Annotated in this window: 14 protein-coding genes and 2 pseudogenes; 12 read left to right on the top strand and 4 right to left on the bottom strand. The window is 68.8% G+C overall.

Translation table 11 applies throughout. From position 1 onward, the window contains the following. Positions 1-9 precede the first annotated feature (9 nt). Complete coding sequence (locus AB0N66_RS07275) at positions 10-771, bottom strand: SLATT domain-containing protein (RefSeq protein ID WP_365430238.1); 762 nt, start codon at positions 769-771, stop codon at positions 10-12. Positions 772-1,085: 314 nt separating this feature from the next. On the opposite strand from AB0N66_RS07275, the gene AB0N66_RS07270 reads away from it, so the two are divergent. The 3 genes from AB0N66_RS07270 to AB0N66_RS07260 all read left to right on the top strand — a co-directional run bounded on the left by AB0N66_RS07270 (position 1,086) and on the right by AB0N66_RS07260 (position 2,795). Further along, the gene (locus AB0N66_RS07270; protein WP_365430236.1) at positions 1,086-1,430 is read left to right on the top strand and encodes a YbaB/EbfC family nucleoid-associated protein; all 345 of its coding nucleotides are present in this window, start codon (positions 1,086-1,088) and stop codon (positions 1,428-1,430) included. A 113-nt stretch (positions 1,431-1,543) separates the two neighbouring features. After that, positions 1,544-2,143: a recombination mediator RecR gene (gene recR, locus AB0N66_RS07265; protein ID WP_365429881.1), complete on the top strand. Its 600-nt coding sequence runs from the start codon at positions 1,544-1,546 to the stop codon at positions 2,141-2,143. Further along, positions 2,136-2,795, top strand: coding sequence for a DUF5063 domain-containing protein (locus AB0N66_RS07260; protein WP_365429879.1), 660 nt, complete (start codon positions 2,136-2,138; stop codon positions 2,793-2,795). The genes recR and AB0N66_RS07260 overlap by 8 nt, the downstream gene beginning before the upstream one ends. A 148-nt stretch (positions 2,796-2,943) precedes the next feature. Here the strand turns inward: AB0N66_RS07260 and AB0N66_RS07255 are convergent, their stop codons facing one another. Next, positions 2,944-3,360 carry a hypothetical protein gene (locus tag AB0N66_RS07255; RefSeq protein WP_365429877.1) on the bottom strand — a complete coding sequence of 139 codons (417 nt, stop codon included), beginning with the start codon at positions 3,358-3,360 and terminating at the stop codon, positions 2,944-2,946. A gap of 78 nt (positions 3,361-3,438) precedes the next feature. Here AB0N66_RS07255 and AB0N66_RS07250 point away from each other — a divergent pair, with 78 nt between their 5' ends. From AB0N66_RS07250 to AB0N66_RS07235, 4 genes and pseudogenes are all read left to right on the top strand, one after another. Continuing rightward, complete coding sequence (locus AB0N66_RS07250) at positions 3,439-4,257, top strand: helix-turn-helix transcriptional regulator (RefSeq protein ID WP_365429875.1); 819 nt, start codon at positions 3,439-3,441, stop codon at positions 4,255-4,257. Continuing rightward, a complete protein-coding gene (locus AB0N66_RS07245; protein ID WP_365429873.1) occupies positions 4,254-4,445 on the top strand; it encodes a DUF397 domain-containing protein in 192 nt (63 codons plus the stop codon). The genes AB0N66_RS07250 and AB0N66_RS07245 overlap by 4 nt, the downstream gene beginning before the upstream one ends. Before the next feature lie 91 nt (positions 4,446-4,536). Then, positions 4,537-4,644, top strand: a pseudogene (locus tag AB0N66_RS07240) (DUF4440 domain-containing protein); the annotation flags it as partial. Positions 4,645-4,809: 165 nt separating this feature from the next. Further along, positions 4,810-5,313: an SgcJ/EcaC family oxidoreductase gene (locus tag AB0N66_RS07235; protein WP_365429871.1), complete on the top strand. Its 504-nt coding sequence runs from the start codon at positions 4,810-4,812 to the stop codon at positions 5,311-5,313. Here the strand turns inward: AB0N66_RS07235 and AB0N66_RS07230 are convergent. Then, positions 5,279-5,989 (bottom strand): annotated as a pseudogene (locus AB0N66_RS07230) (response regulator); the annotation flags it as partial. The gene AB0N66_RS07235 and the pseudogene AB0N66_RS07230 sit on opposite strands and share 35 nt — an antisense overlap. Positions 5,990-6,214: 225 nt before the next feature. On the opposite strand from AB0N66_RS07230, the gene AB0N66_RS07225 reads away from it, so the two are divergent. The 4 genes from AB0N66_RS07225 to AB0N66_RS07210 all read left to right on the top strand — a co-directional run bounded on the left by AB0N66_RS07225 (position 6,215) and on the right by AB0N66_RS07210 (position 11,047). Further along, the gene (locus tag AB0N66_RS07225; RefSeq protein ID WP_365429869.1) at positions 6,215-7,507 is read left to right on the top strand and encodes an aspartate kinase; all 1,293 of its coding nucleotides are present in this window, start codon (positions 6,215-6,217) and stop codon (positions 7,505-7,507) included. Between the two features lie 40 nt (positions 7,508-7,547). Beyond that, on the top strand, positions 7,548-8,636 hold the full coding sequence (locus AB0N66_RS07220) for an aspartate-semialdehyde dehydrogenase (protein ID WP_365429867.1): 1,089 nt from the start codon (positions 7,548-7,550) through the stop codon (positions 8,634-8,636). A 477-nt stretch (positions 8,637-9,113) separates the two neighbouring features. Next, on the top strand, positions 9,114-9,782 hold the full coding sequence (locus AB0N66_RS07215; RefSeq protein ID WP_365429865.1) for a SigE family RNA polymerase sigma factor: 669 nt from the start codon (positions 9,114-9,116) through the stop codon (positions 9,780-9,782). An 83-nt stretch (positions 9,783-9,865) separates the two neighbouring features. Next, positions 9,866-11,047 carry a hypothetical protein gene (locus AB0N66_RS07210; protein WP_365429864.1) on the top strand — a complete coding sequence of 394 codons (1,182 nt, stop codon included), beginning with the start codon at positions 9,866-9,868 and terminating at the stop codon, positions 11,045-11,047. Positions 11,048-11,159: 112 nt separating this feature from the next. On the opposite strand, the gene AB0N66_RS07205 is transcribed toward AB0N66_RS07210, so the two are convergent. Beyond that, entirely contained in the window at positions 11,160-11,969 is an 810-nt protein-coding gene (locus AB0N66_RS07205; protein WP_365429862.1) for an SURF1 family protein, read from the bottom strand. A 147-nt stretch (positions 11,970-12,116) separates the two neighbouring features. Between AB0N66_RS07205 and AB0N66_RS07200 the strand changes: the two genes are divergently transcribed. Next, entirely contained in the window at positions 12,117-13,997 is a 1,881-nt protein-coding gene (locus AB0N66_RS07200) for a prolyl oligopeptidase family serine peptidase (protein WP_365429860.1), read from the top strand. The last annotated feature ends 62 nt before the right edge of the window (positions 13,998-14,059 follow it).

The following is a 14,059-nucleotide window of genomic DNA, read 5'->3' as shown; positions in this document are numbered from 1 at the left end:
CCCCACCCCTCACCGCGGCTCCGGCGGCCGCTGCCGGGGCATGTTCGGCCGGGTCCCCGGCGGCAGCGGGAGCCGCCCCGGCGGGGCCCCCTCGGGCCGGGGCGACCCGGCCAGGGACGACTGGATCCCCATCGGCGCCGACCCCGTCCGGAACTCCACCATCCAGTCCGCCGTCTCGGCCCGCACCAGCTCCGTCACATCGTCGGAGAACCGCCGCAGGACACCGAGACACCGGTCGGCGGCCTCACTGGCCGTCCCCTCCGTCGGCCCCAGAACCTCCCGCACACTCTCGGACGCCCAGTCGAACTGGAGCACCTGGAGCCGCCGCTGCACCGCCTGAGCCGTGGCCACGTCCCTTATCCACCCGGACGTCACCCCGAAGAACCGGTCCCCCGCGACGCACGCGCCCCCGAGCAGCAGCGCCAGATACCCCCAGGGAGCAACCCCGCCGACCACGCCCGTGAGGTCGAGCAGCGGCAGCGCGGCCCCGGCGACAGCGCCCAGCGCCGCCCCGCCCCGCAGCACCCGCGCCCCGCGCCGCTTCCGTACCCGGTCCGCGAGATACCAGGAGGCCGTGTCGAGCGCCCCGCGCTCCACCCACCGGTACAGCTCGTCGAGCCGCTCCGCGGGCTCACCCCAGTCCCCGAGCGGAAACGGCCGCCCGGTCAGGTCGCCGCCCGGCCGGGTCCCCGCGGCGCCGTCGTCGCGCCCGCCCGGCCCGCCCCGGCCGTCCTGGGGCGGCCCCTCGGGCTGCATCTCCGGCTGGCTCACCCGGCACTCCCTACTGACGACGGTGATGACGTTCCGTGACGTCACGTGACGCATGATGCAGGAGCGTCGCCCCCTTCTTACCGCCCAATGGGTGGCGATGGCCCAGGTTTCACCGCTTTTCCGACCGGAAGTGGGGCTTGATCAGGTATAGGCTTCCGGACCATCTCACTCGAAAGAGTGCTTGAGCGACGGACCCGCGGACCACGTAGGCTCGTGCTGACGGGGGAAACCCCGTACTCAAAGCCGTACTGACAGCGGTGTTCACAGCCGTACTGACAGCCGTCCTCACAGCCGTACGAAACCAGGAGCTGATCGTGATTCCCGGTGGTGGCCAGCCCAACATGCAGCAGCTGCTCCAGCAGGCCCAGAAGATGCAGCAGGACCTCGCGAAGGCGCAGGAGGAACTCGCGCGCACCGAGGTCGACGGCCAGGCGGGCGGCGGCCTGGTGAAGGCGACGGTGACAGGCTCCGGTGAGCTGCGGGCCCTGGTCATCGACCCGAAGGCCGTCGATCCGGACGACACCGAAACCCTCGCGGACCTGGTCGTCGCGGCGGTCCAGGCGGCGAACGAGAACGCGCAGGCACTCCAGCAGCAGAAGCTCGGCCCGCTCGCCCAGGGCCTCGGCGGCGGCAGCGGTATCCCCGGCCTGCCGTTCTGAGACACGGCGTGCCGTTCTGAGACGTGGCCTGCCTTACTAAGAGGGGCAACGGCCAACTACGGTACGTACGTACCGCCGAAGCACGCACGTGAGGATCCAGGAAAGGCAGTCCGTTGTACGAAGGCGTGGTCCAGGACCTCATCGACGAGTTGGGGCGGCTCCCCGGCGTCGGTCCCAAGAGCGCGCAGCGGATCGCTTTCCACATCCTCCAGGCCGAGCCGACGGACGTCCGCCGTCTCGCGCAGTGCCTGATGGAGGCCAAGGCGAAGGTCCGCTTCTGCGCGACCTGCGGGAATGTCGCGCAGGAGGAGCTGTGCAACATCTGCCGCGACCCGCGCCGCGACCTGTCGGTCATCTGCGTGGTCGAGGAGTCGAAGGACGTCGTAGCGGTCGAGCGCACCCGCGAATTCCGGGGCAAGTACCACGTCCTGGGCGGCGCGATCAGCCCGATCGAGGGTGTCGGCCCTGACGACCTGCGGATAAGGGAACTCCTGGCCCGCCTGGCCGACGGCGTGGTCACGGAGCTGATCATCGCCACGGACCCGAACCTGGAGGGCGAGGCCACGGCCACGTACCTCGCCCGCATGATCAAGCCCATGGGCCTCAAGGTCACCCGCCTGGCCAGCGGCCTCCCGGTGGGTGGCGATCTGGAATACGCGGACGAGGTCACGCTCGGCCGCGCCTTCGAGGGGAGACGACTCCTAGATGTCTGACGCCACACTGCACGCGACCAGTCAGGACCCGGACGACTTCGTGGTCCAGATCGCGGACCAGGTAGAGAGCTTCCTGGTCGCCGTCTCCGAGGTGGCGAAGGGCGACGAGCCGGACTCGGCGGTCCCCTTCCTCCTCCTGGAGGTCTCCCAGCTCCTGCTGGCCGGCGGCCGCCTCGGCGCGCATGAGGACATCCTCCCCGACGAGCGCTACGAGCCCGACCTGGGCCCGGAGCCCGACGTGGACGACATCCGCGAGCGCCTGGCGGTGATGCTGGAGCCGATCGACGTCTACTCGGAGGTCTTCGACCCCTACGAGCCGCGCAAGGCCCCGGTGCCCGCCCGTATCTCCGACGACCTCGCCGACGTCATCGCCGACCTCCGTCACGGCATGGCCCACTACCGCGCCGGCCGCACCACCGAAGCCCTCTGGTGGTGGCAGTTCTCCTACTTCTCCAACTGGGGCTCCACCGCCTCCGCAACCCTCCGCGCCCTCCAGTCCGTGGTCGCCCACGTCCGCCTCAACCAGCCCCTGGAAGAACTGGACGGCCTCGACACCGACCAGGACCTCGGCGAGGACGCCCTCGCGGAGGAAGCGGGCAAGGTCATGGCAGAGGAGATCGCGGAACCACTGGGGTTGCGGACGGTCAAGTAACCCATCCGATGAGCCCTCATCTTCCTTCGTACGTCGATGAGTTGAGCGTGCGGTGTGGGGCGCGGCGACTACGCTGCGCCCCACACCGCATGTACGGGGATGAAGGGGCGCCTGAACGGCCATCGCTGTGCGTAGCGACCGTCAGGACCTACAACTTGGCCAGGTCCAGCACGGCCCGCAGTCGCCCCGCCTCCACGTAAGGCGCCGTAGCCGTCGGTTCGCTGTACCAATTCAACGGCCAAGTGTTCCCGTCCAGCGCAGGGATCCCGATGTACGTGACCGTACGGCTCCCGGCTCCGCCGAAGCGTTGTACGCCCAGCGGCCATTCGTGCGCCTTTGCCGTGCCAGGCGCGAGCAGGAAGTACATCCACCGGAAGCCGACCGCCTCGCAGACCACCGGCCCAGCATCCCCGTCGGCCGCCTCGATGAGGTCGGTGGCGACCTGTTCCCCGCGTACGCCCTGGATGCGGATCGCGTCGAAGTAGATGCCGGACACGCGGAGTTGGTGGCCGGCGAGGGGGACCCAGTTCGGGCGATGGTGGGGGATTGCGTTCGTCATGGTCACACGGTGGCGGGTGGCGGGCTACGCTCGGTAGCGACTGAGGTGATACACGCCGGGGTGTATCGGTCGGAGGTGGCCGCTGTGTCAGTCCAGTACAACTCCAACTCACAGCCGTCGCCGGGCACCTGGCGCTACAGCGGCAACCAGATGAAACGCTGGCGCACGAAGGCGAACGTCACCCGCGAGGAACTGGGCGCCGCCGCCAACTACTCGCCCGACACCATCAAGTCCATGGAGCAGGGCGTACGGATGCCGACGCCGCGTGTGCTCGACGCGGCGGATGAGTTGTGCCGGGCGGAGGGGCTGCTCAGCGCGGCGAAGGAGTACGTGAAGAGGGAGCCGTTTCCGGCTCGGGCGCAGGACTTCATGCTGTACGAGCAGCAGGCGATCAGCCTCTGGTCGTACGAGGTCACCGTGATCCCGGGGTTGTTGCAGACCGAGGCATACGCGCGCTCACTGATCGAGAACCGCTATCCGCCCCTGGACGAGGAGACCGTGGAGGAGCGGATCGCGGCACGCATGGAGCGGCAGGCCATCCTCACGGACCGGAAGCCGCCGGTGGGCCTGAGCTTCGTTCTGTACGAGGCGGCACTGCGCAGCTCTCAGGTGAACGCCGAGCAGTTGCACCGACTGCTCGTATCGGCTTCCCTGCGCAACGTCGTGTTGCAGGTGCTCCCCTTCGAGCGGGCCATCAGCGACGCGCTCATGGGGCCCATGGTGCTGCTGGAGACCCGCGAACACGAGCGACTCGCCTTCGCGGAGGGCCCGTTCGCCAGCGATCTCACGGCCGACCCGGAGGTTGTCAGCCGGGTGATGGAGCGGCTTAGCATGATCCGAGCGGAGGCTCTCAACCCCGCTGAGTCGGCCCGTTTCCTCGAACGGATGGTGGATCAGCCATGACCGAGCAGTTGCAGTGGTTCAAGTCGAGTTACAGCGACAACGAGGGCGGCAACTGCGTCGAAGTGGCCCTCCCCGCACCCCAGACGACCGTCCACATCCGCGACTCCAAGAACTCCACGGGCCCCGAGCTGTACATCACCGCCCCCGCCTGGACGGCGTTCGTTTCCGCAGCTCAGTCCGGAGCTTGAGCCCCGAGACCCGAGCTCCTCACCATTGGTTCTGGTCTGGTGAAAATCAACCCAACCAACCAAGCCTGAAGGTGAGTTGAGGTGGCATATCGGCGAGCGGCGTGACGTCGAGGCGCGTTACACGTACGAGTACGAGAAGCATGATGGCAAGTGGCTCATTGTGAACCATCACGCCTCTCTGCTTTCGGCCGTGGGCTGACCGTCACGGCCGGTCGCGCCGGACCGGGGCTGACGCTGAATCCTCAGGAAACCTTGGCCATCCGCTGATCGTTTCCTGGGCGGGTCTTTGCCCGTACAAGAGGAAAGTGGAACCGCTCCCGGAAGGCACCAAGCGGGAGCAACTAACTTAACCTGCACAGGAGTTGTGATGCGTCACATACGGACCCGCGCGGTCATAGCCACCGCCGCGGCCCTGATCGCCGCAGGCACCATCACCGCCGGCGTCAGCACGGCCAGCCCTGAGGCGAAGAGCACCAAGCCCACCAACGCGGAGATCGCCGGCCTCTTCAACGGCTGGAAAGCCGCGCTGGCCACGGGCGACCCGGAGGTCGTCGCAGACCGGTACGCGAGCGACGCGGTGCTGCTCCCGACCCTCTCGCCCGTAATCCGTACGGACCGCGCGGGGATCATCGACTACATGGAGGGCTTCCTCGCCAAGAAGCCCGTGGCCACGAAGGTCCAGACCGTGATCAAAGTTCTCGACAACAACGAGGCCATCGACACGGGGCTTTACGAGTTCCAGCTCACCGATCCCGATACCGGCGTGGTGAGCACCGTCGAGGCGCGCTACACGTTCGAGTACGAGAAGGTGAACGGCCACTGGCTGATCGAAAACCACCACTCCTCGGTGCTGCCGGCCGCAAGCTGACCGCGACGCACAGGCCGCCCCCGGGAGCGTTCCGCAACGCCACGGTCCCGCCGTCGTCCGTCACCAGCTGTTCGACGACGCGAGGCCGTGGCCGGAGCCGGAGCGCCCGGTCAGGCCCTGGCCGCGCCAGAAGCGGTCAAAGGCACGGCACTTCTCCGCTTCCGACACATCCGAACCACCTCGGCAGTCGCCTGTTTCACGTCCTCTCGTACGAAGAAGGCGTCCGCCCCGTCCGCGATGTTGTCCAGCGACAGCTGCAACGCCGCGAGAGGCGTCGGAGTTGGTGCGAGGCTTCGGCCACGAACATCCGCTGGGAGTCGATGCCGTCGAGGCGTACGCGGGCGGCCTTGCGGTCGATGGTCAGGCGCGCCCCGTACTGATCAGGGGCTGTCGTCGAAGAAGCGTCGTTACGCGGCTGTGCGCGCCGCATCACCGCTCTTGTCCGCGCGATGACCCCGCGTACGCCGAAGGGCTTGGTGACGTAGTCGTCCGCGCCGAGCTCCAGCCCGACCACCCGGTCCGTCTCGTCGCTGTGCGCGCTGATCACAATGATCGGGACGTCGCCGCGGGCCCGCAGCGCCTTGCAGACGCCTAGGCCGTCGGTGTCGGGCAGGCCGAGGTCGAGGAGGACGACGTCGTAGGGGCCTTCGTACGTCGGTGCCGCGCCGCCCGTCAGGCCGCCCGAGTGTGACGCGGCGCACTTTCCCGAGTGGTCGGTCCCCGCTGCGGGCAGGTGCCGTTCCGGAGCGGCCGGAGGACTTCGCTGACCTGACGGACCGGGTGATCACTTCGTGGGCGGGACATCTCACGATGCGATACCCCGGAGGGGAATTCCGGCCGCTCGTTAGACTGAGCCGACCGCAGTTGTGCGGTGCAGAGACGGATTGATCGAGGAGCGCACGTGGGCCTTGTCGTGCAGAAGTACGGAGGTTCCTCCGTAGCCGATGCCGAGGGCATCAAGCGTGTCGCCAAGCGAATCGTGGAAGCGAAGAAGAACGGCCACCAGGTGGTCGTGGTCGTTTCCGCGATGGGCGACACGACGGACGAACTGATCGATCTCGCCGAGCAGGTGTCTCCGATGCCCAGCGGGCGGGAGTTCGACATGCTGCTGACCGCGGGAGAGCGGATCGCCATGGCGCTGCTGGCCATGGCGATCAAAAACCTGGGCCACAGCGCCCAGTCGTTCACGGGCAGCCAGGCGGGTGTCATCACCGACTCGGTCCACAACAAAGCGCGGATCATCGACGTCACGCCGGGCCGTATCCGTACGGCGCTCGACGAGGGCAACATCGCCATCGTCGCCGGGTTCCAGGGCGTCTCGCAGGACAAGAAGGACATCACCACGCTCGGACGCGGCGGGTCGGACACGACCGCCGTCGCGCTGGCGGCGGCCCTCGACGCCGAGGTGTGCGAGATCTACACCGACGTGGACGGCGTGTTCACCGCCGACCCGCGGGTGGTCAAGAAGGCCCAGAAGATCGACTGGATCGCCTTCGAGGACATGCTGGAACTCGCTGCTTCCGGCTCCAAGGTGCTGCTCCACCGCTGTGTGGAATACGCGCGCCGCTACAACATCCCGATCCATGTGCGCTCGTCCTTCAGTGGACTTCAGGGCACCTGGGTCAGCAGCGAACCACCCGTTCGTAAGACACAGCAGCAAGGGGACCAGAAGGTGGAGCAGGCCATCATCTCGGGTGTCGCTCACGACACCTCCGAGGCCAAGGTCACGGTCGTCGGCGTCCCGGACAAGCCCGGTGAGGCCGCCTCGATCTTCCGCGCCATCGCCAACGCGGAGATCAACATCGACATGATCGTGCAGAACGTGTCCGCGGCGACGACGGGTCTCACGGACATCTCCTTCACCCTCCCCAAGACCGAGGGCCGCAAGGCCATCGACGCCCTGGAGAAGGCGAAGGGCGTCATCGGCTTCGACTCGCTTCGCTACGACGACCAGATCGGCAAGATCTCGCTCGTCGGCGCCGGCATGAAGACGAACCCGGGTGTCACGGCCGGCTTCTTCGAGGCCCTGACCGACGCCAACGTGAACATCGAGCTGATCTCGACCTCCGAGATCCGCATCTCGGTCGTCACCCGCGCCGACGACGTGAACGAGGCCGTGCGCGCCGTGCACTCCGCCTTCGGGCTCGACTCCGACAGCGACGAGGCCGTCGTCTACGGAGGCACCGGACGATGACCGTCCCCTCGTACGACTCGTACGGAGGTACGGGCCGCTGATGGCCCGTACCGGTGCCCATACCGGGGCGCGGACCGAACGGCCGACGCTCGCGGTCGTGGGTGCGACCGGGGCCGTCGGCACGGTCATGCTCCCGATCCTGTCCCAGCACGCGGACATCTGGGGCGAGATCCGCCTGATCGCCTCCCCGCGCTCGGCCGGCCGCAAGCTGGCCCTGCGCGGCGAGGAGGTCGAGGTCGTGGCCCTCACGGAGGAGGCCTTCGACGGGGTCGACGTCGCCATGTTCGACGTACCGGACGAGGTCGCCGCCCAGTGGGCGCCGATCGCCGCCGCCAAGGGCGTGATCGTCGTCGACAACTCCGGTGCCTTCCGGATGGACTCGGACGTCCCCCTCGTCGTACCGGAAGTGAATCCGCACGCGGCGCGTGTGCGCCCGCGCGGGATCATCGCCAACCCGAACTGCACGACCCTCTCCATGATCGTGGCCCTCGGCGCGCTGCACGCCGAGTTCGGGCTCCGCGAGTTGGTGGTGTCCAGCTACCAGGCGGTGAGCGGGGCGGGCCGCGCGGGAATCGAAACCTTGCGTCAGCAGCTGTCGCTGGTCGCGGGTACGGAACTGGGGACCAAGCCCGGTGACGTACGGCGTGCGGTCGGGGACAACACCGGACCGTTCCCGGAGCCGGTGGCGCTGAACGTGGTGCCGTGGGCCGGGTCCCTCGCCGAGGACGGTTTCTCCTCGGAGGAGATGAAGGTACGGAACGAGACCCGCAAGATCCTCGGGCTCCCGACGCTTCCCGTGGCCGTGACGTGCGTACGCGTCCCCGTCGTCACCACGCACTCCCTCACCGTCCATGCCCGCTTCCAGGGTGAGGTCACCGTCGCCAAGGCGCGGGAGATCCTCGCCACCGCGCCCGGGGTCGTGCTGTTCGACAACCCGGCCGCCGGTGAATTCCCCACACCCGCCGATGTGGTGGGCACCGACCCGACCTGGGTCGGCCGGGTACGCCGGTCACTGGACGATTCGACAGCACTCGAACTGTTTGTCTGCGGGGACAACCTGCGCAAAGGTGCTGCATTGAACACGGCGCAGATCGCGGAGCTCGTGGCGGCGGAGATCACGAGGATTTAAGTTCTGCGTTTTAGGTGTCCGGTAGCCGGAATCCTGGTGGCGACAGAAGGATTCGTTTGTAGGATCTGTGTTGGATGTGTGGTGAGAGCATCCGGATGGGCGTGCCGGTCTTCAGGTGACCGGTGTGTCTGCATGGACGTCTCGGTCTTCAGGTGGCCAGTGCGTCCGGATGGGCTTCCCGGCGTTCAAGTGGCCGGTGTGGTCGGCCGGATGTGTGGTGAAGGTAATGGTCCATACCACTTGAATCGAGTCACCAGTCGTTCGAAGATTTTCCTCCCCGTCCTCCGCAACCGTGCGGAGGGCGGGGAGCGTCTTTGCGGTCGCCGTTCAGGGGTGGTCGGGCGTCGCGGTAAAACGGGACATAGGGGATGAGCTGGTACGCATGAGGGCATTTGACGCATTGTCAAAAGGGGTGCCTGACGCAAACGCGACGTCTGATGCGTACAACCCTGACGGGGGGACGCGTGTCCAACTGGCGTGGCAGAGGTACTCGATTTCACAGCGGTACAGACAAGGGGCAGCGCCCTGCGTCCGCCCCGCCGACTCCGTAGCCCCGGTGCGCCCGGCGGCATGCCGGTGATCGCGCCCATGCCCGCAGCGCGACCCACCCATATACCGGACCAGCGCGACGGCGCCGAGGGCAGCACGGCGGCCGGAACCACCGTCGACCATCTGACCGAGACCTACCGCGCGCACTACCGCTCGCTCCTGGGTCTCGCCGCGCTCCTGCTCGACGACACCGCGTCCTGCGAGGACGTCGTTCAGGAGGCCTTCATCCGGGTGCACTCGGCGCGCAAACGCGTCCGCGACCCGGAGAAGACGCTCGCGTATCTGCGGCAGACCGTCGTGAACCTCTCGCGTTCCGCCCTGCGTCGGCGCATCCTCGGTCTCAAGCTCCTCTCCAAGCCGATGCCCGACATGGCGAGCGCCGAGGAAGGCGCCTACGACCAGTTGGAGCGCGACGCGCTGATCAAGGCCATGAAGGGACTCCAGCGCCGCCAGCGCGAGGTCCTGGTCCTGCGCTACTTCGCGGACATGACCGAGGCCCAGGTCGCCGAGACGCTCGGGGTGTCGCTGGGATCGGTCAAGGCGTACGGCTCGCGCGGTATAGCGGCGCTCCGTGTTGCCATGGAGGCGTCGGCATGAGTGGGTACGACGAGCAGGGGCGCACCGGGGAACCCCGGCGCCCCGAACAAGAGCACAAGCAATCGCACGCTGGGAACGGAATTGTGAATCACGGCCCCGAAGGACACGGCCGCGACGGAGCTGGCCCGGAGGGACGGGGCTCGGCGGGACAGGGCTCGACGGGGCAAGGCTCGACGGGACAGCAGGGCCCGGGAGGGCTCGGTCCTGACGGACATGGCTCCGACGGTCTTGGCTCTGACGGACACGGCTCCGCCGGCCTTGGCACTGACGGACACGACTCCGAAGGGTTCGGCTCGGACGAGCGGGCGCTGCGGCTGTTGTTGCGTCAGGCCGTCCAGGAGATCGAACCCACCGACGGGACCCTGGATCACCTGCGCCGCGCGGTGCCGGCCAGGCGAGCCCGCAAGCGCCAGGCCTTGGTCGGCCTGGCGGCCGCCGCGCTCTTCATCGGCACCGCCGTCCCGGCTGCTCTCCATGTCTCGAACGCCTCGGGATCGAACGCCAATCCGTCCATCGCGGGCAACAGCTCGCAGACACAGGGCGGCTCCGGGCAGGGCAAGACCGCGGACGGAGGGGAACGTTCGGCGGGCGGTTCCGCCGGCACGGCCCAAAGCCCGGGCAAAGGAGGCCCGACGAGCACGCCGGAGGCGAGCAAGGACGCGGGGGGCGGGGCAGTCACGGGCGGCGTCAATCCGACGGAAGCCTCATCGATGAGCGCGCCCCTGTGCACTCCGGCCCAGCTCGGCGCCACCAGCACCCTCGGCGACCCGGACTCCACCGGCACGATCTACGGCTCCTTCGCCGTCTCGAACGTCTCCACCACCCCGTGCGAGGTCAGCGGCGCGGGCAGCGTGGGCACCGTCGAGCAGGGCGCGGCGGACGCCACCAAGGTCAACGTGGTGAACCATGTGGCGGGCGACGCGGCCACCGGCCTGCCCGACCCCTCCACGGAGGTCGCCTCCCTGGTACTTCAGCCGGGTGTCTCGTACGTCGTGAAGTTCGCCTGGGTGCCCTCGGAGACCTGTCCGATCATCAGCGAGCCCACGCCGGACCCGAGCCCGACGGACGCCACCACCACCGGGGGCACCTCGACGGACTCCGGCGGCACCTCGACGCAGCTGGTCACGGAGGGCGGGGCGGCCGACGGCAGCGTCACCATCTCGCACACGGATCAGACGGGTACGGCCACGGCGAGCACGACGGTCTACAACGCGTGCGCGGGGACGGTGTACCGCACGGGGATGCTGGCGGCCGAGGTCTCCTGAGCAGGCTCCCGCAGGCCTTTGCGAGGGGCCGGCTCCCGCGGGTCTTTGCGAGAGACTGCGGAAGGTCTACGAGACCGGTGTACGGGAAGGCCTTGCCGGTGTACGGGAAGGCCTACGAGACCCGTGTACGCGCGGTGTCCGGTACCGGTTCCTCGTTCGGGACCTCCGGGACCAGGCCCAGTTCCGCGTCCCGCGCGAACTCCACCTCGCGGCGCAGCAGCCGGAACCACATGAAGAGCACGAAGCCCGCGAAGACGAACCACTCACCGGTGTAGCCGAGGTTCTGGAACGCCTTCAGGTCCAGGCCGGTGTCCTGCGGAGCGACCGCGGGAACGGCGGTCATCCCGCTGTCGGCCTTGTCGAGGGTGATCCACGCGTCGTACACCTTGTACGGAACCAGGTTCACCAGCGACGCCGAGCTGATCGCGCCGGTCTGGCCCTTGGGCAGCCCGCCGACGGCACTCACCCCGTTCGACCCCGGGCTCTCGGACGCCTGGAGCGCACCCGTCACCGTGACCTCGCCGGTGGGCGGGGCCGGGACCTTCGCCGGGTCCGGTTCGCCGGGCAGCCAGCCCCGTACGACGGGAAGCGCCCTGCCGTCGTCGGTCCGCAGCAGCGTCAGTACGTAGAAGCCCTGCTTGTCGTCCACGTCGCGGTCCGGCACGAGCAGCTGGTCGGCGTACCGGCCGGTCGCGATGGCCTGATTGCCGGACGTGCTCTTGTCCACGGGCAGCAGCTCGGCGAGCGGGCGCGCCGCTTCCGTCTTGGCCGCCTCGACCTGCTTGTCCGCGTCGCGGCTGGACTGCACCCGGTCCTCGAACCGCCCCAACTGCCATGAGCCCATGAAGATGCAGAAGGGGATGGCCAACAGCACGAAGACGTTGATCCCCCACCAGCGGGGCGTCAGCAGGAACCGGTACACGACTTCAAAGGTACGGGGCTGCCGGGCGGGGCCGGGCGTCGGGGTACGGCACCGTTTCGCACGATGGCGTCCTCGATGGCCGGGAAGTTATCCACAGGCTGGGGACCTCGGCAGCGGATTGTCGGGCGGGCCAGGCACTATGGGGCCATGACTGAGAGCAACGGGCCCATCCAGGGGAAAGCGACCGCACCGCAGGACGGTTCCATGCCGGACTGGGAGAAGCGTTTCAGGGCGCCGCGGGTGTCGCTGCCGGACTGGGCGGAGGACGCACCGCACCGCTCGCTGTTCGTCTCGAACGCGACGGGGACGTACGAGCTGTACGCGTGGGACCGGGCGACGGGGAAGCAGCGCCAGGTCACGGACCGGGCGAACGGCACGACGGACGGGGTGCTCTCGCCCGATGGCGAGTGGATCTGGTGGTTCGACGACAAGGACGGGGACGAGTTCGGCATCTGGCGCCGACAGCGCTTCGAGGGTTCTGATACCTCTGACGGTTCGGAGACGTCCGATGCTTCGGACACGTCCGACGGTCCCGATGAGCCCGCGGCCCCGGGACTTGAGCCCTCCTACCCCGGGGGACTCGCGATCGGCCGGGACGGGCGTACGGCTGTCGTGGGGCGTTCCACGGACGAGGACGGCTCGACGATCCATGTGGCCAGGGCCGGCGAGGCCCCTGTGGAGATCTACCGTCACCGCGAGTCCGCCGGTGTCGGCGATCTCTCGCACGACGGCTCGCTGATCGCCGTCGAGCACACCGAGCACGGCGACGCGATGCACTCGGCGCTGCGGGTGCTGCGCCCGGACGGTTCGGCGGTTGCGGAGCTCGACGACACCAAGGGCGGCACGGTCGAGCTGGGCCTGGAAGTGCTGGGCTTCGCCCCGGTCGACGGGGACACGCGGCTGCTCATCGGGCATCAGCGGCGCGGCCGTTGGGAGCCCCTGGTGTGGGACGTGGCGACCGGCGAGGAGACGGAGCTGGCCCTCGACCTGCCGGGCGATGTGGGCGCCGAGTGGTATCCGGACGGCTCCGCGCTGCTCGTCGCGCACAGCTTCGAGGCCCGCAGCGACCTGTGGCAGTACGACCTGGCGTCCCACGAGCTGATCCCCGTGCCGACCCCACCCGGCTCGGTGTCGGGGGCGACGGCCCGGCCCGACGGAACCGTGGAGTACCTGTGGTCGTCGGCGGCCGAGCCGTCGGTGGTCCGCTCGACGACGGGCGCCGTGGTCCTGGACCCGCCGGGCCTGAAGTCCCCGGGATCCGTCCCGGTGGAGGACGTCTGGGTGGAGGGCCCCGGAGGCCGCGTCCACGCCCTCGTCCAGAAGCCGGCGGGCGCGAGTGGCCCGCTCCCCACGGTCTTCGACATCCACGGCGGCCCGACCTGGCACGACAGCGACTCGTTCGCGGCGGGCCCGGCGGCATGGGTGGACCACGGGTACGCGGTGGTGCGGGTCAACTACCGCGGTTCCACCGGGTACGGGCGCGAGTGGACCGACGCCCTCAAGCACCGTGTCGGTCTCATCGAGCTGGAGGACATCGCGGCCGTCCGTGAATGGGCGGTGACGTCCGGACTCGCCGACCCCGACCGCCTGATCCTCACCGGCGGTTCCTGGGGCGGGTACCTCACTCTTCTCGGCCTGGGCACCCAGCCGGACGTCTGGACCCTCGGTATCGCCGCCGTCCCGGTCGCCGACTACGTCACTGCGTACCACGACGAGATGGAGGCCCTGAAGGCCATGGACCGCACCCTCCTCGGCGGCACCCCGGAGGAGGTCCCGGAGCGCTTCGCGGCGTCGTCCCCCCTGACGTACGTCGACGCGGTCAAGGCGCCGGTGTACATCTCGGCCGGCGTCAACGACCCCCGCTGCCCCATCCGCCAGATCGACAACTACGTCGACCGCCTCACCGCCCGCGACGCCGTCCACGAGGTGTACCGCTATGACGCGGGCCACGGTTCCCTGGTCGTGGACGAACGCATCAAGCAGGTCCGCCTGGAACTGGACTTCGCGGAGAAGCACCTGGGCTCTTAGCCTGTCCGGCGTTTGAGGACGAGGCCGTTCAGGCAGAGGGGGGGCTGGGGGCGAAGCCCCCA

This window comes from Streptomyces sp. NPDC093544 (assembly GCF_040683495.1).
In the GTDB taxonomy this organism is placed as follows: Bacteria; Actinomycetota; Actinomycetes; order Streptomycetales; family Streptomycetaceae; genus Streptomyces.
Note: the sequence above shows the minus strand (reverse complement) of the source record. Positions and strands in the feature narration are given on the sequence as shown.

Bases quoted from the DNA above. Each gene is read 5' to 3' on its own strand.
- AB0N66_RS07200 (WP_365429860.1), top strand. From the start codon at position 12,117: ATGACTGAGAGCAACGGGCCCATCCAGGGGAAAGCGACCGCACCGCAG.
- AB0N66_RS07260 (WP_365429879.1), top strand. From the start codon at position 2,136: ATGTCTGACGCCACACTGCACGCGACCAGTCAGGACCCGGACGACTTC.
- AB0N66_RS07220 (WP_365429867.1), top strand. From the start codon at position 7,548: ATGGCCCGTACCGGTGCCCATACCGGGGCGCGGACCGAACGGCCGACG.
- AB0N66_RS07245 (WP_365429873.1), top strand. From the start codon at position 4,254: ATGACCGAGCAGTTGCAGTGGTTCAAGTCGAGTTACAGCGACAACGAG.